This is a genomic window from Streptomyces sp. NPDC004658 (genome assembly GCF_040609555.1).
Classification (GTDB): domain Bacteria; phylum Actinomycetota; class Actinomycetes; order Streptomycetales; family Streptomycetaceae; genus Streptomyces.
The window spans coordinates 1-18,835 of sequence record NZ_JBEXKG010000108.1 but is presented as its reverse complement, the minus strand read 5'-3'; the positions used below and the strand labels follow the sequence as shown (position 1 = coordinate 18,835).

General features: G+C 71.3%; 20 protein-coding genes. 12 read left to right on the top strand and 8 right to left on the bottom strand.

Annotated elements, in window-relative coordinates; genetic code table 11:
* The first annotated feature begins 23 nt into the window (after window positions 1-23).
* From ABZV94_RS28950 to ABZV94_RS28940, 3 genes are all read left to right on the top strand, one after another.
* The gene (locus tag ABZV94_RS28950; protein ID WP_263982356.1) at window positions 24-143 is read left to right on the top strand and encodes an SGM_5486 family transporter-associated protein; all 120 of its coding nucleotides are present in this window, start codon (window positions 24-26) and stop codon (window positions 141-143) included.
* Between the two features lie 291 nt (window positions 144-434).
* Complete coding sequence (locus ABZV94_RS28945) at window positions 435-641, top strand: hypothetical protein (protein WP_356345419.1); 207 nt, start codon at window positions 435-437, stop codon at window positions 639-641.
* 78 nt (window positions 642-719) lie between these two features.
* Window positions 720-1,238: a histidine phosphatase family protein gene (locus tag ABZV94_RS28940; RefSeq protein WP_356345418.1), complete on the top strand. Its 519-nt coding sequence runs from the start codon at window positions 720-722 to the stop codon at window positions 1,236-1,238.
* A gap of 90 nt (window positions 1,239-1,328) precedes the next feature.
* On the opposite strand, the gene serB is transcribed toward ABZV94_RS28940, so the two are convergent.
* Window positions 1,329-2,555 (bottom strand): phosphoserine phosphatase SerB, encoded by a 1,227-nt coding sequence (serB, locus tag ABZV94_RS28935; RefSeq protein ID WP_356345416.1) that lies wholly within the window; start codon window positions 2,553-2,555, stop codon window positions 1,329-1,331.
* Window positions 2,556-3,457: 902 nt separating this feature from the next.
* On the opposite strand from serB, the gene ABZV94_RS28930 reads away from it, so the two are divergent.
* Complete coding sequence (locus ABZV94_RS28930) at window positions 3,458-6,037, top strand: FHA domain-containing protein (protein WP_356345413.1); 2,580 nt, start codon at window positions 3,458-3,460, stop codon at window positions 6,035-6,037.
* 114 nt (window positions 6,038-6,151) lie between these two features.
* Here the strand turns inward: ABZV94_RS28930 and ABZV94_RS28925 are convergent, their stop codons facing one another.
* The 3 genes from ABZV94_RS28925 to ABZV94_RS28915 form a co-directional block, all read right to left on the bottom strand.
* The gene (locus ABZV94_RS28925; RefSeq protein WP_356345411.1) at window positions 6,152-6,892 is read right to left on the bottom strand and encodes a transglycosylase SLT domain-containing protein; all 741 of its coding nucleotides are present in this window, start codon (window positions 6,890-6,892) and stop codon (window positions 6,152-6,154) included.
* A 306-nt stretch (window positions 6,893-7,198) separates the two neighbouring features.
* Window positions 7,199-8,362: an S-adenosylmethionine:tRNA ribosyltransferase-isomerase gene (locus ABZV94_RS28920; protein WP_356345409.1), complete on the bottom strand. Its 1,164-nt coding sequence runs from the start codon at window positions 8,360-8,362 to the stop codon at window positions 7,199-7,201.
* Complete coding sequence (locus ABZV94_RS28915) at window positions 8,359-9,054, bottom strand: SDR family oxidoreductase (RefSeq protein WP_356345407.1); 696 nt, start codon at window positions 9,052-9,054, stop codon at window positions 8,359-8,361. The genes ABZV94_RS28920 and ABZV94_RS28915 overlap by 4 nt, the downstream gene beginning before the upstream one ends.
* Before the next feature lie 229 nt (window positions 9,055-9,283).
* Between ABZV94_RS28915 and ABZV94_RS28910 the strand changes: the two genes are divergently transcribed.
* The 4 genes from ABZV94_RS28910 (at window position 9,284) to ABZV94_RS28895 (ending at window position 11,899) form a co-directional block, all read left to right on the top strand.
* The gene (locus ABZV94_RS28910) at window positions 9,284-10,429 is read left to right on the top strand and encodes a GAF domain-containing sensor histidine kinase (RefSeq protein WP_356345405.1); all 1,146 of its coding nucleotides are present in this window, start codon (window positions 9,284-9,286) and stop codon (window positions 10,427-10,429) included.
* Window positions 10,422-11,063 (top strand): response regulator transcription factor, encoded by a 642-nt coding sequence (locus ABZV94_RS28905; protein ID WP_356345402.1) that lies wholly within the window; start codon window positions 10,422-10,424, stop codon window positions 11,061-11,063. The genes ABZV94_RS28910 and ABZV94_RS28905 overlap by 8 nt, the downstream gene beginning before the upstream one ends.
* Window positions 11,064-11,232: 169 nt before the next feature.
* On the top strand, window positions 11,233-11,478 hold the full coding sequence (locus ABZV94_RS28900; protein WP_103813100.1) for a chaplin: 246 nt from the start codon (window positions 11,233-11,235) through the stop codon (window positions 11,476-11,478).
* 181 nt (window positions 11,479-11,659) lie between these two features.
* A complete protein-coding gene (locus tag ABZV94_RS28895) occupies window positions 11,660-11,899 on the top strand; it encodes a chaplin family protein (RefSeq protein ID WP_356345400.1) in 240 nt (79 codons plus the stop codon).
* Between the two features lie 200 nt (window positions 11,900-12,099).
* Here the strand turns inward: ABZV94_RS28895 and ABZV94_RS28890 are convergent, their stop codons facing one another.
* Window positions 12,100-12,888: a hypothetical protein gene (locus ABZV94_RS28890; protein ID WP_356345397.1), complete on the bottom strand. Its 789-nt coding sequence runs from the start codon at window positions 12,886-12,888 to the stop codon at window positions 12,100-12,102.
* Between the two features lie 150 nt (window positions 12,889-13,038).
* On the opposite strand from ABZV94_RS28890, the gene ABZV94_RS28885 reads away from it, so the two are divergent.
* From ABZV94_RS28885 to ABZV94_RS28875, 3 genes are all read left to right on the top strand, one after another.
* Entirely contained in the window at window positions 13,039-13,836 is a 798-nt protein-coding gene (locus tag ABZV94_RS28885; protein ID WP_356345395.1) for an ABC transporter ATP-binding protein, read from the top strand.
* A gap of 60 nt (window positions 13,837-13,896) precedes the next feature.
* Window positions 13,897-14,328, top strand: coding sequence for an NfeD family protein (locus ABZV94_RS28880; protein ID WP_356345393.1), 432 nt, complete (start codon window positions 13,897-13,899; stop codon window positions 14,326-14,328).
* A gap of 122 nt (window positions 14,329-14,450) precedes the next feature.
* Entirely contained in the window at window positions 14,451-15,419 is a 969-nt protein-coding gene (locus ABZV94_RS28875) for an SPFH domain-containing protein (protein WP_356345391.1), read from the top strand.
* Window positions 15,420-15,527: 108 nt separating this feature from the next.
* Here the strand turns inward: ABZV94_RS28875 and ABZV94_RS28870 are convergent, their stop codons facing one another.
* From ABZV94_RS28870 to ABZV94_RS28860, 3 genes are all read right to left on the bottom strand, one after another.
* On the bottom strand, window positions 15,528-16,034 hold the full coding sequence (locus tag ABZV94_RS28870; RefSeq protein WP_356345388.1) for an HNH endonuclease: 507 nt from the start codon (window positions 16,032-16,034) through the stop codon (window positions 15,528-15,530).
* Between the two features lie 168 nt (window positions 16,035-16,202).
* On the bottom strand, window positions 16,203-16,742 hold the full coding sequence (locus tag ABZV94_RS28865) for a YbhB/YbcL family Raf kinase inhibitor-like protein (protein ID WP_356345386.1): 540 nt from the start codon (window positions 16,740-16,742) through the stop codon (window positions 16,203-16,205).
* 45 nt (window positions 16,743-16,787) lie between these two features.
* Complete coding sequence (locus tag ABZV94_RS28860; protein ID WP_356345384.1) at window positions 16,788-17,570, bottom strand: sporulation protein; 783 nt, start codon at window positions 17,568-17,570, stop codon at window positions 16,788-16,790.
* 100 nt (window positions 17,571-17,670) lie between these two features.
* Here ABZV94_RS28860 and ABZV94_RS28855 point away from each other — a divergent pair, with 100 nt between their 5' ends.
* Entirely contained in the window at window positions 17,671-18,321 is a 651-nt protein-coding gene (locus tag ABZV94_RS28855) for a DNA-3-methyladenine glycosylase (protein WP_356345382.1), read from the top strand.
* Window positions 18,322-18,835: the final 514 nt, after the last annotated feature.

Here is an 18,835-nt window from a genome sequence, read left to right as displayed (position 1 = left end):
GGGCGAGGTGCGACACTGGGCGCATGCAGCCTGTGCTCGACCCGAACCCGCAGAACGGCCAGAAGAAGATGCTGCTCGTCTTCGGCTCGTTCCTCGCCATCTTCGTGATCATCGCCGTCGTGGCGACGCTCGCGTCTCCGTGACCATACCCCTCCTGGCGGCCCTCCCGTCCGCGTGAGGCGGCGCCCGCGGCGTTCCCGCCGTCACGATCCACCCGGATCACCCGGTCCGTCCCGTTCTCCGGGCGCTCCCGGTCCTCCCGCTCTCCCGGACCGCCGGGCGGACGGTGGGGCTGGCCCCCCGTCCCCTAGGGGGCCAGGGTCAGGGTCAACTGGGTGGAACTCCGGATGGGTTGGCGGCCCCGGCTTCCGTACCTTCGAGATGTGGCCGCACCGGGCGGTCACGGACCCGCTCGAGGACTCACGGAGGCGACCATGGCGGCCCGCACCCCCTCCCGCCCCCACCCGGCGACCACGGGCGGCGTCGACATCCGGCTGCCCTGGTGGGCGCTCGCCCTGCCCGCCCTCGCGTTCCTCGTGCTGCTCGCGCTGATACTGAACCCGTCGGACGCCCACGCGGCGACCGGCGACCCGGCGATCGCGCACCTCCTTCAGCGCGCCCAGCAGCTCCTCACGCGCTGACGGCAAGCCCCCTCACGCGGTGAACCCGCATGTCAACTCCCTGCGCCGGGTGGCCTGTTTCATGCGAAGCTGGGACCCATGAGCGTCGCAGAACCCCGCAGGATCGTCCTCTTCCGGCACGCCAAGGCCGACTGGCCCCAGGTCCCCGACCACGAGCGCCCGCTCGCCGAGCGCGGCCGCACGGACGCCGCCGTCGCCGGACGCAAGCTGGCCGACACCGGCATCACCTTCGACCTGGCCCTGTGCTCCACGGCGACCCGCACCCGCGAGACCTGGAAGCTCGCCGTGCACGAGCTGTCGCACCGGCCGAAGACCGTCTACGAGGAGCGGGTCTACGAGGCCTCGCCCGGCGAGCTGATCGCCGTGCTCAACGAGGTCCCCGACGAGGTGCGGAACGTGATCCTGATCGGCCACAACCCCGGCGTGCACGGTCTGGCCGAGATCCTGGCCGGGGCGGCCGACGGCGACGCCGGTGAGCGGATGGAGCGGCGGGGCTTCCCCGCAGCCGCGTTCGCCCTGCTGTCCTTCGACGGCCCCTGGAAGGGCGTCGAACCGGGCGTGGCCACACTCCTGGACTACTGGGCGCCGTCCGAGTGACCCGCCGCCGAGGCGGCACACCGGACGGCGAAGGGCCCGGCACCGTGCGAGGTGCCGGGCCCTCCCGAGGGCGTGCGTGCGGGGCCTGGATCAGCCCTCGTCGTCGTGCATGTCGGCGGCCTCGACCTCTTCCCGGGTGATGCCGAGGAGGTAGAGGACCGTGTCGAGGAACGGGAAGTTCACCGCCGTGTGGGCCGCCTCCCGGACCACCGGCTTGGCGTTGAAGGCCACGCCCAGGCCCGCCGCGTTCAGCATGTCCAGGTCGTTCGCACCGTCACCGATCGCCACCGTCTGCGACAGCGGCACCCCGGCCTCCGCCGCGAAGCGGCGCAGCAGCCGCGCCTTGCCCGCCCGGTCCACGATCTCGCCGGTGACCCGGCCGGTCAGCTTCCCGTCGACGATCTCCAGCGTGTTGGCCTGCGCGAAGTCCAGGCCCAGCCGCTCCTTGAGGTCGTCGGTCACCTGGGTGAAGCCGCCGGAGACGACCCCCACCTGGTAGCCGAGCCGCTTCAGGGTGCGGATCAGCGTGCGCGCGCCCGGCGTCAGCCGGACCTGCTCGCGCACCTTCTCCACCACCGACGCGTCCAGCCCCTTCAGCAGCGCCACGCGCGCGTGGAGCGACTGCTCGAAGTCCAGCTCCCCGCGCATCGCAGCCGCCGTCACCTCGGCGACCTGGTCCTCACAGCCGGCGTGCGCGGCGAACAGCTCGATGACCTCGTCCTGGATCAGGGTCGAGTCCACATCCATGACCACCAGCCGCTGGGCGCGGCGGTGCAGACCGGCCGAGACCACCGCGATGTCGACACCCAGTGCCGCCGCGTCGGAGGCCAGGGCCGTGCGCAGTGGCTCGGTCTCCACGCCCGACACCGCGAACTCCACCGCCGTCACCGGGTACTTGGCGAGCCGGAAGATGCGGTCGATGTTGCCGCCGACCTTCGCGATCCGGGCGGCGACCGCGGCCGTCGACTCGGCGGTCAGCGGGTGGCCGAGGACGGTCACCAGGGAGCGCCCGAGGCCACGAGGACGGTTGTCGCCGTGCCCCGAGATGATCTCCGCCTGCATCTTCATCGACTCGGCCCAGCTGTGCACGGTGGCCCGCAGGTCGCCCTCCAGGCCGGCGGGCGGCTGGGTCACCAGCACGCACAGCACCAGGCGGCCCCGGGTGACGACCTGCTCGATGTCGACCACGTCGACGAGGTAGGCGGCAAGGGTGTCGAAGAGGCCGGCCGTGATGCCCGGCCGGTCCTTGCCGAAGATCTTGACGAGGAGGGTGGGGACCTCGGGGGTCTGGGAAGCGGAGGTCTGCGAAGCGCTCATGGTGTCACCACCGTATCCGGCACCCAGTGCCTTCCGCCGCCGAGGTCCGCCTGACGGACACGGAACAATGGGTGTCGGCCCGGTGTCGTGGATCTTGCCACCGGGAAACGGCACCGCTCCCACGCGAGCGATACCGCGCGACCCCACCACGAGGGTCCCACGACCGGCGCTGAACGGCAGAGGGAGACAGGGGCCGGCGCGGCCACCTGAGCGTGTCCGGGCAGGGCAGACGGGTCGGCCGGGTCCGTGTTCTCCCCACCGAAGCGGCCGTCGGCCCTGCCGTCCCGGGGACGAGAAGGTGCAGAGGGCGCACGCTGAGCCGCTCCTCCGCTCGGTACCCCGAACCGCCTCCTTCCCGCGTCGTCGACTCGCCGACAACACGGTGACGACCGCCCGGACCGACGGGCCGGCCCCTCCACGCACAGCCCGCCCCGCCCGGCCGGCGAGCGTGACGGAGAACGAGCAGGGCGACCGCCAGGGCGATCAACGGGGGCGCTCGGCACAACTCCGGCGCACCGGCCGACACCGCCGAGGAGCAGAGCCGACGCTTCCCGACGTAGGACCACGCGTCGACCAGGCCGCCCGCGCCCCGAGGCCGTCTGGAACGCATCGGCCCAGGCGAGACCACCGAGCACCATCGCCAGGCGCCGGCCACCGCGCCCCCGTGTGCGAGGAGTTCGGCCGTGCGCCTGCACAACTCCGCTGGTCCGAAAGGACGGAGGAGGAGACACGACAGCACCGGAGCGTCCCGCCGACGGCGCCAGTCGGAACGCGCCCCGGCCCCTTGCCAAGGCCCGGGTTTCGGTCAAGGGGCCGAGCCTGAAATAGTTCCCCACGATGTTCGACATCCCTAGACTCCCTGCGACGGGGGTAATTCGGGGGACAACTCAGTGGGGCATGGAGTGCCGGAACTCGTACTCGAAACAAACGGACATACCTGGACGCTCGACCCGTCCAGGGCATACATCCTCGGACGTGATCCGCAGGGGGACATCGTCTTCGACGACGCCAGGGTCTCCTGGCGACACGCCACGGTCAGCTTCAACGGCCGCAGTTGGGTCATCGAGGACCACGGCAGCACCAACGGCACATACGCGCAGGGCCAGCGGATCCAGCACCTGGAGATCGGCCCCGGCTCGTCCCTGCACCTCGGCAACCCCACCGACGGACCGCGGCTGAACCTGTCGGCGACCACGGCACCGGTCGGCGGCCCGGCCCAGCAGCCGCAGGCGGCGGCCCCGCAGACGACGGCGCCGTACGCGGCCCAGGGCGCCGGCGCACCCGGCTGGGCCCAGCCCCCCGCCCCGCAGGCCGCACCCCACCAGGCGTCCGCGCAGCCGCAGGCGGCCGGGGCCGGCTGGCAGCAGCCGTCCGCGTTCCCGCAGCAGCAGGCCGGTCAGGCCGAGCAGTACGTGCAGAAGACGCCCGGTGGTGGCGCGGGGGCGCCGCCGGTCTACGGCGACCGCAGCCCGACCACGTTCCACCAGTTCGCACTCGACCGCGTGATGCGCATCGGCCGTGCCCTGGAGAACGACCTGGTCGTCTCCGACCTCCAGGTCTCCCGGAACCACGCCGAGTTCCACGCCACGGCGGACGGCCGCTTCGAGATCCGCGACCTCGGCTCGCACAACGGCACGTTCGTCAACGGCCAGCCGATCCCGAAGGGCGGCTCGCAGCTGCTCGGCCCGACCGACATCGTCGGCGTCGGCCACTCCACCTTCCGGATCGTCGGCGACCGCCTCGAGGAGTTCGTCGACACCGGTGAGGTCTCCTTCTCGGCCCGCCACCTGACCGTCACGGTCGACGGCGGCAAGCAGATCCTGAAGGACGTCTCCTTCGGCGTACCCGAGAAGTCGCTGATCGCCGTGATCGGACCCTCCGGTTCCGGCAAGTCGACCCTGCTCAAGGCGCTCACCGGCTACCGGCCCGCCAACCAGGGCGAGGTGCTGTACGACAACCGGAACCTGTACAAGCAGTTCGCCGAGCTGCGCCAGCGCATCGGCCTGGTCCCGCAGGACGACATCCTGCACAAGGAGCTGACCGTCAAGAAGGCCCTGAAGTACGCGGCCAAGCTGCGCTTCCCGGCCGACACCACGGCGCAGGAGCGCGACGCCCGCATCGACGAGGTGCTGCGCGAGCTGAAACTGGACATCCACAAGGACAAGAAGGTCACCTCGCTCTCCGGCGGCCAGCGCAAGCGCGTGTCGGTGGCGCTGGAACTGCTGACCAAGCCGTCGCTGATCTTCCTGGACGAGCCGACGTCCGGCCTCGACCCGGGCATGGACCGCGATGTCATGCAGCTGCTGCGCGGCCTCGCCGACGACGGCCGTACCGTACTCGTCGTCACCCACTCGGTGGCCGAGCTGGCGTTGTGCGACAAGCTGCTGGTGATGGCGCCGGGCGGCGCGGTCGCCTACTTCGGTCCGCCGGGGGAGGCGCTGAACTTCTTCGGCTACGACAGCTGGGCCGACGTCTTCTCCGCCTTCGAGAACTACCGCGACTACGACTGGGCGGGCCGCTGGAAGGGCTCGCAGCACTACCAGATGTACGCGGCGGACGTCGACGCGGTCGCCCCGCAGGCGGTCCAGCTGCCGCCGATGCAGGCGATCAGGCCGCCCAAGCCGCAGAGCTGGCTCTCCCAGTTCGTCACCCTGGTGCGGCGCTATGTGTCGGTCATCGCCTCCGACCGGGGTTTCCTGGCGCTGATGGTGCTCCTGCCGGCCGTCATCGGCTCGGTCAGCCTGCTGATCCACCCGGACCGCGGTCTGCTGCCCAACGCCGCCAATCCGCGGACGGGCCAGATCGTGCCCAACGGCACCGCCACCACCGTGCTGCTGATCCTGGCCGTCGGCGCCTGCTTCGCCGGGGCCGCCAACTCGGTCCGCGAGCTGATCAAGGAACGAGTGATCTACGAGCGGGAGCGCGCCACCGGCCTGTCCCGGTCGGCGTACCTGATGTCGAAGGTGTTCGTGCTCGGCGTGATCACCGGGTTCCAGGGGCTGCTGGTCGGCGTCATCGGCTTCGGCAGGCGAGAGATCCCGGACGAGGGCCTCATCCTCGGGCACGCCACCCTGCTGGAGCTGTCCCTGCCGATCATGGGCCTGGGCTTCGCCGCGATGATGTTCGGCCTGATCATCTCCTCGCTGGTGAAGACGGCCGAGAAGACCATGCCGCTGCTGGTCATGTTCGCGATCATCCAGGTCGTCTTCACCGGCTGCCTGTTCGCCCTGCACGGCACGGTCGGCGTGAACGAGTTCTCGTACCTGATGCCGTCCCGCTGGGCGGTCGCCGCGGCCGGCGCCACGCTGGACTTCAACCGGATCAGCCCGCCGGAGACCGCCGGCGACAACGACCCGCTGTGGAACCACACCGTCGGCGCGTGGAGCATGGACATGATCGCCCTGATCGCGCTCGGCGTGGTGTGCGGCTTCTTCGTGGCCCGCTTCCTGCGCCGCCACGAGCCGGAGGTCATGCGGAAGTAACCGCGCGCCCGTACCCGGAACCGCGCGCGTCCGCACCCGTACGACGCCGAAGGGCGGCATCCCCACCAGGGGAGCCGCCCTTCGGCCTTACGTCGCTGAGGTCCGCGCCCGGCCTCAGTACGCGCTGTTGACGTTGTCGATCGAGCCGTACCGGTGGGCCGCGTAGTTGGCGGCGGCGGTGATGTTGGCGACCGGGTCGTAGATGTTCCAGGAGGTGCCGGGGACGTGGTACGCCTGGAAGGTCGGCGGGATCACCTGGAGCAGACCCTTCGACGGGATGCCGTTGACGGCGTTGATGTCCCAGTTGTTGATGGCGTAGGGGTTGCCGGAGGACTCCCGCATGATGTTGCGGTGCAGGCCGCTGTAGCTGCCCGGGATGCGCTTGGCCTTCATGATGTCCAGGGCCTGGCGGATCCAGCCGTCCAGGTTGTTGGCGTACGTCTTCGCGGCGACCGGCTGCATCGGCAGACGCTGGGCGGAGCGGCCGGCGGCGGCCGTGGCGGCGCGCTCCTGCGCGGCCTGCTTGGCGGCGGCGTCGACGGCGGCCTGCTTGGCGGCGGCCTGCTTGGCGGCCGCGGCGTCGGCGGCCTTCTTCTGCGCCGCGAGGGTGTCGAGCTTGATGTTCTTGGCGGCGAGCTGGTCCGTCACCGTGCCCTTGACGTTCTGCAGGACGGTGCCGGTGGCGGCGACCTGAGCGGTCGTGGCGGGGGCGCCGGTGGTGACCGTGTCGGCGCTGCTCGGGGCGGCCGAGAAGGCGAGGGCGGCGGTGCCGAGCGCGGCGACACCGGCGACGGCGATCTTGTGGTGCTTGGTCAGCTGACGACTATGAGCACGGTTGAGGATGTTCATGGGCATGGCTGATGGACCTCTTCGATAGCGCGGAGGTCGCTCTTGCGTCCGCCGGGGGAATCGGCTCCTCCCGCACGAACGCCGCGGGGCGGAAAACCCGCGGCGCTGAGCGACGGAAGCAATTCTTAGCGGGCGCAAAATGCCCAGGCAAAGGTGTGACGTACGATGCCCGATAGTGGATCAGGGAAGGGCAAAACGGGACAGACAGGACCGTCTGTCCCGTTCATGTGGGGGGGTTTATCTCCTATGCCCTTTCGTACGTGATGCAGGCCCTATGCCAGGGCTCACATGGAGCGCCATGCCATCTCACCGCTAGTTGCCATCGCAATGCTCTGTGTGAGGACTCTCCTCCGGAAGGATGAGGTGGACGTCGCCGAACTCGTGCCACAGATAGAGCGCCCGCAGCGCCTCCTCGTAGGCACGGTCGACCGCCGCGCGCCCGGCGACCGCCTCCAGCATCAGCAGGTGGGAGGCCTCCGGCTCGTGCAGCCCGGTCACCAGCCCGTCCACCACCCGCACCCCGCGCTCGGGTGTCACCACCAGATCCGTCCAGCCCTCCGCGGCCCGCACCACGCCGTCCGGCCCCGCGGCCGACTCCACGGCCCGCACGGCCGTCGTCCCCACCGCGATCACCCGGCCGCCCGCCCCTGTGCGCCCCCGGCCCCCGCGGGGAGGCGCTCCGGCCCCTCCCCGGTGGGCCCGGACCTGGTTGATCAGCCGCGCCGACGCCTCCGGCACCACGAAGCGCTCCGGATACGGCGGCTCGTGCGCCTCCGCCGACGAGACCCCCGTGTGCAGCGTCACCGGCGCGAACCACACCCCCCGGCTCACCAGCTCCGCCACCAGCCGCGCCGTGAAGGGCCGGGCCGCGCTCGGCATCTCGGCACTGCCCGATCCGTCCGGCGACGGCAGCGCGAACACCGTCTGGTACGCGGACAGCGGCTGGTCCCGCTCCGTGTAGGCGTAGCGGATGGGCCGCCCGTGCTCACCGAGCACCTCCCGTACGTCCGCCCCCGCGACCCGCGCCCACCACAGCCGCTCGCCCCGCGCGCTCAGCGGCTCCTCCAGCAGCAGCCGGCCCCCGCCCGGCAGCGCCACCTCTGTCCCCGCGGGCGAGCCCGCCCGCGCGCGCGTAGTACCGCGTCCGTCCGGCTCCCGCAGCTCGACCGCCCATCGCCCGTCGTCCCCGCGCGTGGAGAAATGCACCACCACGCGCACGTGCCCGATCCGCCCGTCCACCGCGGCGGCCAGCGTCGAGGAGGTGTTCACCACCAGCACATCACCGGCCCGCAGCAGCCCCGGAAGCTCACGGAACGCGTGGTGCGCCACCTCCGTACCCCGGGAGACCAGCAGCCGTACGGCGTCCCGCCCCAGCCCCGGCCCCCGCTGCTCGGCCGGCACGCGCGCGGACAGCTCCTCGGGCACCTTCCCCCCTGCACGGGGCCCGAGCGCCCAGGCCCCCGCCGACACGGTCACCGCGCCTCCAGCAGGGCCGGTGCGGCGTACCGCCCGCTCGCCGGCCTCTCGTCCAGCAGCCGGAGGAACGCCGGTACGACATCGGCGGGCGCCGGACGCGGCGCGTCGTCGTCCGGTACGGCCGCCGCGTAGAGGTCCGTCGCCATGTCCCCGGGATCCACCGCCCACACCCGGAGCCCCGGCTCCTCCACGCCGAGCACCGCGGCGAGCTGATCCAGGGCCGCCTTCGAGGCGCCGTAGCCGCCCCACGTCTCGTACGCCTCCGCCGCCGCGTCCGAGGTGATCGCGAGCACCGTGCCCGCCGGCGACGCCTGGAGCAGCGGCAGCGCCTCCTGGACCAGCCCGAGCGCCGCCACCACGTTCACCTCCAGCGCCCGCCGCAACCCCTCCAGCGGCAGCTCCGCCAGCCGTACCAGCGGCTCGGCGCCCAGCGCGCTCGCGTTGCTCACCACCAGGTCGGCCCCGCCCAGCCGCCACGCGGCGGCCACCAGCTCCGCCCGGTGCCCGCCGTCCGTGACGTCCCCGGGCAGTGCCACCACCCGCGTCCCGTGCCGCGTGACCGCCGCCGCGGCCTCCTTCAGCGCGTCCGCCCCCCGCGCGTCGAGCACCAGGTCCCAGCCGCGCGCGCCCAGCGCCTCGGCGAGCGCCCGCCCCAGGCCCTTCGAGGCCCCCGTGATGATCGCTACCGGCATGACTACCGTCCCCTCGTCGCTCACCGCCCCCGCCGGGCGGTGACCTCAACCTAGGAACGGCACTCCCCGGGCCGCCTCGGACGCGGGCCCCAATGCGCCGGGGCCCTTCGGCGTACGCCCGGCGCCCCGGTCCGCTGGGCCTACGCCACCGGTCCTAGGCCCAGCGGACCGGGTCCCGCCGTCACCGGTCCGATCCGTGCTGTCGGACCCCGCCGGTACCGTGAGGACCATGAGTCAAGGCCCCCGGTCCGGCCTCGCCGCGGTGAGTTCCGCGCTGCTGGCCATGAGCAGGCACCTGGAGGTGCGCGACGTCCTCAAGACGATCGTCGCCTCCGCCCGCGAGCTGCTCGGCGCGCAGTACGCCGCACTCGGCGTCCCCGACGACCACGGCGGCTTCGCCCAGTTCGTCGTGGACGGCGTCAGCGACGCGCAGTGGCGCGCCATCGGCCCGCTCCCGCGCCAGCACGGCATCCTCGCCGCGATGCTGCGCGAGGCGAAGGCCGAGCGCCTCGCCGACGTGCGCAAGGACCCCCGATTCGAGGGCTGGCCGTCCGCCCACCCCGACCTGGCCGACTTCCTGGGCCTGCCCATCCGCGACGGCGACGAGGTCATCGGCGCCCTGTTCCTCGCGAACAAGAACTGCCCCAAACCCGAGGGGAGCTGCGGCTTCACCCAGGACGACGAGGAACTGCTCTCCATCCTCGCCCAGCACGCCGCGATCGCCCTCACCAACGCCCGCCTCTACGAGCGCAGCCGCGAACTGACCATCGCCGAGGAACGCTCACGCCTCGCCCACGAACTGCACGACGCGGTCAGCCAGAAGCTGTTCTCCCTGCGCCTGACCGCCCAGGCGGCAGCCGCCCTCGTCGACCGCGACCCGGCCCGCGCCAAGGGGGAGCTGCACCAGGTGGCCTCCCTCGCCGCCGAGGCCGCCGACGAACTGCGGGCCGCCGTCGTGGAGTTGCGGCCCGCAGCGCTGGACGAGGACGGCCTGATCGCCACCCTGCGCACCCAGACGCAGGTCCTCGACCGCGCCCACACCGCGCGCGTGACCTTCACCAGCAACGGTTTCCGCGCCCTGCCCGCCGCCCAGGAGGAGGCCCTGCTCCGGGTCGCCCAGGAGGCCCTGCACAACGCCCTGCGCCACTCCGGCGCCGACCGGGTCGAGGTGAGCGTGGTCCGGCGCGGCAACGGCGCCGTCCTGCGCGTCACCGACGACGGCGGCGGCTTCGACCCCACGGCGGTCCGCCGCGCCGGACGCCACCTCGGCCTGGTCTCGATGCGGGACCGGGCGAGCGGGGTCGGCGGCACGCTGACCGTGGAATCCGCGCCCGGCAAGGGCACCACGATCGAGATGGAGGTCCCCGGTGGGTGAAACGATCAAGGTCCTGCTGGTCGACGACCACCAGGTCGTCCGCCGGGGCCTGCGCACCTTCCTGGAGGTCCAGGACGACATCGAGGTCGTCGGTGAGGCCGCCGACGGCGCCGAGGGAGTCGCCCGCGCCGAGGAACTGCGCCCCGACGTCGTCCTCATGGACGTGAAGATGCCGGGCATGGACGGCATCGACGCCCTGCGCAGACTGCGCGAACTCGACAACCCCGCGCGCGTGCTCGTCGTCACCAGCTTCACCGAGCAGCGCACGGTCGTCCCGGCCCTGCGCGCGGGCGCCGCCGGGTACGTCTACAAGGACGTGGACCCCGACGCCCTCGCCGGCGCCATCCGCTCCGTGCACGCCGGACACATCCTGCTCCAGCCCGAGGTCGCCGGCGCCCTGCTCTCCCAGGACGAGACCCCCACCGGCCAGGGCAGAGGCGGTTCGCTCACCGAGCGGGAGCGCGAGGTCCTCGGCCTGATCGCGGACGGCCGCTCCAACCGGGAGATAGCCCGCGCCCTCGTGCTGTCCGAGAAGACCGTCAAGACGCACGTCTCCAACATCCTGATGAAGCTCGACCTCGCCGACCGCACCCAGGCCGCGCTGTGGGCCGTACGCCATGGCGTGACCGGCTGACACGCCCTGACCAACGCCTGACCCCTGGCAACACTCAGGGTCACGGTCCGGACCGAGATTCATACCGTCGTGGGAATGTCACCCGGATGGCGCACCCTCCGGTGGTCTGCGCCGTTCTCCAGTGCGTGCCGCGGAGATCACCGCGGTGAACGACCAGGAGGGGTTGACAGTGAAGAACCTGAAGAAGGCAGCGGCCGTGACGATGGTGGCCGGGGGCCTGGTGGCGGCCGGTGCCGGTCTGGCCTCGGCCCACGGCGGCGCCCACGCGGCCGGCGAGGCCGTCGGCTCCCCGGGCGTCGGCTCGGGCAACGTCGCCCAGGTCCCGGTGCACGTCCCGGTGAACGCGGTCGGCAACAGCGTGAACGTCATCGGCGTGCTGAACCCGGCCTTCGGCAACCTCGGCCTCAACCGCTGAGGCTCCCGCCGACGACGACCTCAGGCCTCCCGGGCGCACCGGGGGGCCTGTCAGGTTGTCGTCCGACTGGCCCGAACGGGCGCCGGGGCCGCGCTTCCCGTGCCTCGGCCGCGGACTCCCGCGTTGATCAGCACACGACCCACGGCCGGGTCGCAGCAGCCCACGCAGGAGGAACCGTCCCATGAACATCGCCAAGAAGGCCGCGCTCGCCGTGACCGCCGCCGGGCTCGCCGCCGGCGCATCCGCCGGTGCAGCCGTCGCCGACGCGGACGCCCACGGCACCGCGGTGCGGTCCCCGGGCGTCGCGTCCGGCCTCACGGCCCAGGTCCCCGTCGACGTCCCGGTCCAGGTGGACGGCCTGACCGCCAACCTGGTCGGCGCCCTGAACCCCGCGTTCGGCAACACGAGCATCAGCCGGTGACGACGCCGGGGGCCGGGCCCTCGCACATACCGGCCCACGCCGGGCCCTCAGCGATGGGGTTCAAGCTTGGGGGGCGTGCGTGCCAGCCTCGGGTCCTCGGGGAGGGTCCTCAGGGATCCGTGCAGCCCCGCACCGGAGGCACCCTCGCCCCCCGACGCATCCCCACGGCGCCGCCTCCACGGCTCACCGCGCTCTACGGCTCACCGCACCCCCCGCTCCCGCTCCTCCACGTACGCGTTGTACGCCGCGACCTGCGCACGCCGGGCCGTCCGCTCCACCGGTCGCAGCGCCGCTCCCCGCGCCGCCATCTCCGAGGCGCTCACCGCGCCCCCGTGACCGTTGTCGTACGCCAGCGAGACCAGCAGCCCGACGCGCTGTGCCAGCTCCAACACCCGCACCGCTCGCGGCGGGTAGCCCGGCGCCAGCACCTCCAGGCCCCTGGCGGCCCTGGCCCGGTACGCGTCGATCGCCGCTTCCGCCACCGGCCCCGACCCGGCCACGTCCAGGGTGGACAGCACCTCGGTCGCCTCCCGCAGCGCCTCCGCCAGTTCCCGCTCGGCCTCGCCCAGCGACGGCACGTCGGCGGGCGGCGCCTCCCGCACCGGCAGCACGTGCCAGACCACCTCGGTGTGCACATCACCCTCGGGCCCGGCCTCGTACACCTGAGGCACCAGCCCGAACGCGGCGCCGTGGCAGATCACCGCCTCCTCGGCCTCCAGCGCCCGCGCGTTGAACTCCGGCGGGCCGCTCAGCCCCAGCGGATGCCCCGGCGCGGGCAGCGCCACCCGCAGCCCGGTCACCCCCAGCGTCCGCAGCCGCCCCAGCGCGAGCGTCAGCCCGACCGGCGCGGACTCACCCGGCAGCCCCTCCACCCGGTGCACGGCGTCCTCGCCCACGACGGCGAGTACGGCGTCATCCGGAGAGACAAGTCCGGCCAAAAGGGCATTTCCCCAAGCGGCAAGGCGTCCTGAACGCGGTTCCGAGAGCATGCCCCCACCCTAAGGACCGGACCGATGGAATGGAGCGGGGCACTCGTGGCGTAGATTTCATAAGGGCTGCGCCCACCGGCGCGGCGACCCGAGCCACAGGCGTACGCGACAGCCGAGACCGGCCACACTGCAAGGGGAGACAACGCGCTCATGAGCGATGTTCTGGAGCTTCAGGACGTATCCGTGGTCCGTGAGGGCCGGGCTCTGGTGGACCAGGTCTCCTGGTCGGTGAAGGAGGGCGAGCGCTGGGTCATCCTCGGTCCCAACGGCGCCGGCAAGACCACCCTCCTGAACGTCGCCTCCAGCTACCTCTACCCCAGCAAGGGCACCGCCACCATCCTCGGCGAGACCCTCGGCAAGCCCGGCACCGACGTCTTCGAGCTGCGCCCCCGCATCGGCATGGCGGGCATGGCCATGGCCGACAAGCTCCCCAAGCGCCAGACCGTGCTGGAGACCGTGCTGACGGCCGCCTACGGCATGACCGCCCACTGGCAGGAGGAGTACGACGAGGTCGACGAGCAGCGCGCCCGCGCCTTCCTCGACCGCCTCGGCATGAGCGACTACCTGGACCGGAAGTTCGGCACCCTCTCCGAGGGCGAGCGCAAGCGCACCCTGATCGCCCGCGCCCTGATGACCGACCCCGAGCTGCTCCTGCTGGACGAGCCCGCCGCCGGACTCGACCTCGGCGGCCGCGAGGACCTGGTCCGCCGCCTCGGCCGGCTCGCCCGCGACCCCATCGCCCCCTCGATGATCATGGTCACGCACCACGTCGAGGAGATCGCCCCCGGCTTCACCCACGTCCTCATGATCCGCCAGGGCAAGGTGCTCGCCGCCGGCCCGATCGAGCTGGAGCTCACCTCCCGCAACCTCTCCCTCTGCTTCGGCCTGCCGCTCGTCGTCGAGCAGGTCGGCGACCGCTGGACCGCCCAGGGTCTGCCCCTGTCCTGACCCCTCTGCTCTCCCCTGCGCGCCCTGTCCGCCGCCCGACCCCGGCCCTACCATGACCATGTGAACGACATCGACGCATGGGTGTGGTGGCTCGTCGGCGCGGCGGCGCTCGGAATCCCGCTCGTGGTCACCGCGATGCCGGAGTTCGGCATGCTCGCGGTGGGCGCCGTGGCCGCGGCGGTCGTCTCCGCCCTCGGCTTCGACGCGGTCATCCAGGTCCTGACGTTCGTCGTCGTCTCCGTCGCCCTCATCGCCGTCGTCCGGCCCATAGCAGCCCGGCACGGCAGACAGAGCCCCCAACTCGCCACCGGCGTGGAGGCGTTGAAGGGCAGGCAGGCCGTCGTGCTGGAGCGGGTCGACGCGTCCGGCGGCCGGATCAAACTCGCCGGGGAAGTCTGGTCGGCCCGCGCCCTCGACACCGGCCGTGCCTACGAAGTGGGCCAGGAGGTGGACGTCGTGGACATCGAAGGGGCCACCGCGATCGTCATCTAGGGCAACTCGCCGGGAACGACTCACGAGTTGCGCGACCGTCTGTCAGACTCGACCAGCAAGATCTTCAACAGTCATGAGATCTGCCGAAGGCGCCGAGGCGGAGAAGGGTACGGGGAACGACGATGGAACCGGTCATCATCGTCTTGATCATCCTGGTGGTGTTGGTCTTCATCGCCCTGATCAAGACGATCCAAGTCATCCCACAGGCCAGCGCGGCCATCGTCGAGCGCTTCGGCCGCTACACGCGGACGCTGAACGCGGGCCTCAACATCGTGGTCCCGTTCATCGACACCATCCGCAACCGCATCGACCTGCGGGAACAGGTCGTACCGTTCCCGCCGCAGCCGGTGATCACCCAGGACAACCTGGTCGTGAACATCGACACGGTCATCTACTACCAGGTCACCGACGCCCGGGCCGCCACCTACGAGGTCGCCAGCTACATCCAGGCGATCGAGCAGCTCACCGTCACCACCCTCCGCAACATCATCGGTGGCATGGACCTCGAACGGACCCTGACCTCCCGCGAGGAGATCAACGCGGCCCTGCGCGGCGTCCTGGACGAGGCCACCGGCAAGTGGGGCATCCGCGTCAACCGCGTGGAACTGAAGGCCATCGAGCCCCCGACCTCCATCCAGGACTCGATGGAGAAGCAGATGCGCGCCGACCGTGACAAGCGAGCCGCCATCCTCACCGCGGAAGGTACGCGCCAGGCCGCCATCCTCACCGCCGAGGGCGAGAAGCAGTCCCAGATCCTGCGCGCCGAGGGTGAGGCGAAGGCAGCGGCCCTGCGCGCCGAGGGCGAGGCCCAGGCCGTCCGCACGGTCTTCGAGGCCATCCACGCCGGCGACCCGGACCAGAAGCTGCTGTCGTACCAGTACCTCCAGATGCTCCCCAAGATCGCCGAGGGCGACGCCAACAAGCTCTGGATCGTCCCCAGCGAGATCGGCGACGCCCTCAAGGGCCTCTCCGGAGCGATGGGCAACTTCGGGCCACTGGGCGGAGGTTCGGGCAGCAACGGCAACAACGGCGCATCGGGCAACGGCGGCTCCGCCGGCTCCGAGCGCCGGGAGAAGCCGTCGATCGACTGAGGGACCTTCACCGCACCGGTACGACCCGCGCCCCCCAAGGGGCGCGGGGAACCGCGCGGTCGACGGCGCACACCCCGCAGCCGCCGACAGCCCGAGCCCGGCAGACGGTCAGGCCGCTTCCCGACCGAGCCACTCGGGAAGCGCGTCGAACTCCTCCCGGCCCAGAGCCAACAGCATCGCGTCGGCCGGAGTCGGCTCGAACGGCTGCCGGAGCAACGCCATCCCGGCCTCCTCCGGAGTCCGGTTCGCCTTCCGGTGGTTGTCCTCGGCGCACGCGGCGACCGTATTCAGCCACGTGTCCCGCCCACCCTGAGACCGCGGCACCACATGGTCCACGGTCGTCGCCCGCCGCCCGCAGTACGCGCACCGGTGCCGGTCCCTGACCAGCACCCCCCGCCGCGACCACGGAGCTTGTCTTCGGAACGGCACCCGTACGTACCGGCACAACCTGATCACCCGAGGCGCCGGTATGTCGACGTCGGCACCCCGCATACGCAGTTCGGGATGGGCCTGCTCGACGACGGCCTTGTCCTGGAGCACCAGGACGACCGCACGGTTCAACGTCACCGTCGACAGCGGCTCGAAGCTCGCGTTCAGCACCAGCGTGTCACGCATCCAGCCCACCTCCCGTGTGCACCTGCCCACCCCCCGGCGGGCTCGGATCAACTCTGGACGGGCGCGCCGAGATGGACAACGCAATAAAAAATGCCCGCCTCCGATCACTTCCAAGACCGGAGGCGGGCAAACGTTCAATGAACCCTTGGCTGAATCCTTTCGGTGATGTCAGCCCTGCGCGGGGTTCTCGTACTCACCGATGAGCTGGGCGCGCGCGATGGCGTGGAACCGCAGGTTGAAACCGACCACGGCCGGGGAGGCGTCCGCGTCCGGACCCAGCTTCTCCTGGTCCACCGCGTACACCGTGAAGACGTACCGGTGCGGGCCGTCCCCGGGCGGCGGCGCGGCACCGCCGAAGTCCTTCGTCCCGTAGTCGTTGCGCGCGTGCACGGCACCCGCGGGCAGCCCCTCGAACTTGCCGCTGCCCGCACCCGCCGGCAGCTCCGTCACGGAGGCCGGGATGTCGAACAGGACCCAGTGCCAGAACCCGCTGCCGGTCGGCGCGTCCGGGTCGTAGCAGGTCACGGCGAAGCTCTTCGTCTCGGGCGGGAAACCCTCCCAGCGCAGCTGCGGCGAGGTGTTGCCCTCCGCATGGACCTGGGCGCTCTTGAGTGTCCCGCCCTCCTCGATGTCCTCGCTCGTCACCGTGAACGACGGCACGGGCGGATGGAAGTCGTGGGGGAGCGGCCGCCGCTTGAGCTCGGTCACCTCGGTACCTCCTGATCGATGATCTGGAACCAGCAGTTCCCGAGCCTAGAACCAGTTGCGCTTGCTGCCGACCTCGGACAGCCACTGGTTGAGGTAAGCCGCCCAGTCGGTCCCCTGCCAGTCGTTCAGACCCACCTGGAAGGACCGGAAGGTGTCCGAGCCCTCACTGAACAGACCCGGCTTCTTGTCCATCTCCAGCACGACGTCCATCGCGTGCTCGTCGGCGACGAAGCTCAGCTCGACCTGGTTCAGGCCCCGGTACTGCGACGGCGGGAAGAACTCGATCTCCTGGTAGAACGGCAGCCTCTGCCGCGTGCCCCGGATGTGGCCGCGCTCCATGTCCGCGTTCTTGAAGCGGAAGCCCAGCTGGATGAAGGCGTCCAGGATCGCCTTCTGCGCCGGCAGCGGGTGCACGTTGATCGGGTCCAGGTCGCCGGAGTCCACGGCCCGCGCGATCGCCAGCTCGGTGGTCACACCGATGTTCATCCCCCGCAGCGCCTGTCCGTCGATCATGGTGATCGGCGTCTCCCAGGGGATCTCCAGCCCGAACGGCACGGCGTGCACGGCCCCCGCCTGCAGCTCGAAGGCACCACCGAGCCGCACCTTGGTGAACTCGATGTCCTGCTTGTACTCCTGATCGCCGCTCTCCACCTCGACCTTGGCCTGCAAACCGACCGACAGCCCCTCGATGGCCTGGTTCACGGACCCGCCCTGGATGCGCACCTCACCCTGGACGACACCACCCGGGACGACATTGACCTCGGTCAGCACCGTCTCCACCGACGCCCCGCCGGCCCCCAGGCTCGCGAGCAGCTTCTTGAACGCCATGACTTCCCCTTTACGAATGGACCCTCGACCCCTACAAACGCGATCCGCCCGCGCCCGGTTCCGCCGGAGCGCTGCCCCGTCTGGACTACCCTCGGAGGGCATGATCGCGCCCCCGGACCGTACGCCACTGCCCCGAGCCTTCTTCGACCGCCCGGTACTGCAGGTCGCACCCGACCTCCTCGGGCGCCTTCTGGTCCGGACGACCCCCGACGGCCCGATCGCCCTCCGTATCACAGAGGTGGAGGCGTACGACGGCCCGAACGACCCCGGCTCACACGCCTTCCGCGGCCCCACCGCCCGCAACGCGGTGATGTTCGGCCCGCCGGGACACGTGTACGTCTACTTCACCTACGGCATGTGGCACTGCATGAACCTGGTCTGCGGACCCGAGGGCCGGGCGAGCGCTGTCCTGCTCCGCGCGGGCGAGGTGGTCGAGGGCGCCGAGCTGGCCCGCAAGCGACGCGTTTCGGCCCGGAACGACAAGGAACTGGCCAAGGGTCCGGCCCGGCTGGCCACCGCGCTCGACATCGACCGCGCCCTGGACGGCACGGACGCGTGCGCCTCCGACGAGACCCCCCTGAAGATGCTCACCGGGACACCGGTCCCCACCGACCAGGTACGCAACGGTCCCCGTACGGGTGTCGCCGGCGAGGGAGGCGACGGCGACCTCCATCCCTGGCGCTTCTGGGTCGCCGACGATCCGACGGTGAGCCCTTATCGGGCCCATGTGCCCCGGCGCCGCCGAAGTTGACGCGGGCCGCGGAGGTGCGTAATGTGGCCCGAGCCGCTGAACCGGGTACGGCGATCGCCTGCAGCCGGAGCGGCCAACCCACTACCTAGCTTCAACCCCTCAGCGGGGTCGTTTCTGGCGCACCCGTGTGCCCGAATTCGAACTCGCGAGACTCGATTATGAGTTCCCGAGGGAATCGGCTAACGTAGTGAATGTCGAAAGGGCGGGCGGCGAAAGCCAAAAGCCCCGAGACACCCCGCCGACCGGGAATCGGATCGAGAAAAGATCTGATAGAGTCGGAAACGCAAGACCGAAGGGAAGCGCCCGGAGGAAAGCCCGAGAGGGTGAGTACAAAGGAAGCGACCGTTCCTTGAGAACTCAACAGCGTGCCAAAAGTCAACGCCAGATATGTTGATACCCCGTCTCCGGTCATCACGACTGGGGCGAGGTTCCTTTGAAAAAACACAGCGAGGACGCTGTGAACGGCTGGGCTTATTCCGCCCGGCTGTTCCGCTCTCGTGATGTGTCACCGGAT

Coding starts and splice junctions, on each gene's coding strand:
- ABZV94_RS28950 (WP_263982356.1), top strand. CDS start 24: ATGCAGCCTGTGCTCGACCCGAACCCGCAGAACGGCCAGAAGAAGATG.
- ABZV94_RS28945 (WP_356345419.1), top strand. CDS start 435: ATGGCGGCCCGCACCCCCTCCCGCCCCCACCCGGCGACCACGGGCGGC.
- ABZV94_RS28940 (WP_356345418.1), top strand. CDS start 720: ATGAGCGTCGCAGAACCCCGCAGGATCGTCCTCTTCCGGCACGCCAAG.
- serB (WP_356345416.1), bottom strand. CDS start 2,555: ATGAGCGCTTCGCAGACCTCCGCTTCCCAGACCCCCGAGGTCCCCACC.
- ABZV94_RS28925 (WP_356345411.1), bottom strand. CDS start 6,892: ATGCCCATGAACATCCTCAACCGTGCTCATAGTCGTCAGCTGACCAAG.
- ABZV94_RS28915 (WP_356345407.1), bottom strand. CDS start 9,054: ATGCCGGTAGCGATCATCACGGGGGCCTCGAAGGGCCTGGGGCGGGCG.
- ABZV94_RS28910 (WP_356345405.1), top strand. CDS start 9,284: ATGAGTCAAGGCCCCCGGTCCGGCCTCGCCGCGGTGAGTTCCGCGCTG.
- ABZV94_RS28895 (WP_356345400.1), top strand. CDS start 11,660: ATGAACATCGCCAAGAAGGCCGCGCTCGCCGTGACCGCCGCCGGGCTC.
- ABZV94_RS28890 (WP_356345397.1), bottom strand. CDS start 12,888: ATGCTCTCGGAACCGCGTTCAGGACGCCTTGCCGCTTGGGGAAATGCC.
- ABZV94_RS28885 (WP_356345395.1), top strand. CDS start 13,039: ATGAGCGATGTTCTGGAGCTTCAGGACGTATCCGTGGTCCGTGAGGGC.
- ABZV94_RS28875 (WP_356345391.1), top strand. CDS start 14,451: ATGGAACCGGTCATCATCGTCTTGATCATCCTGGTGGTGTTGGTCTTC.
- ABZV94_RS28870 (WP_356345388.1), bottom strand. CDS start 16,034: ATGCGTGACACGCTGGTGCTGAACGCGAGCTTCGAGCCGCTGTCGACG.
- ABZV94_RS28860 (WP_356345384.1), bottom strand. CDS start 17,570: ATGGCGTTCAAGAAGCTGCTCGCGAGCCTGGGGGCCGGCGGGGCGTCG.
- ABZV94_RS28855 (WP_356345382.1), top strand. CDS start 17,671: ATGATCGCGCCCCCGGACCGTACGCCACTGCCCCGAGCCTTCTTCGAC.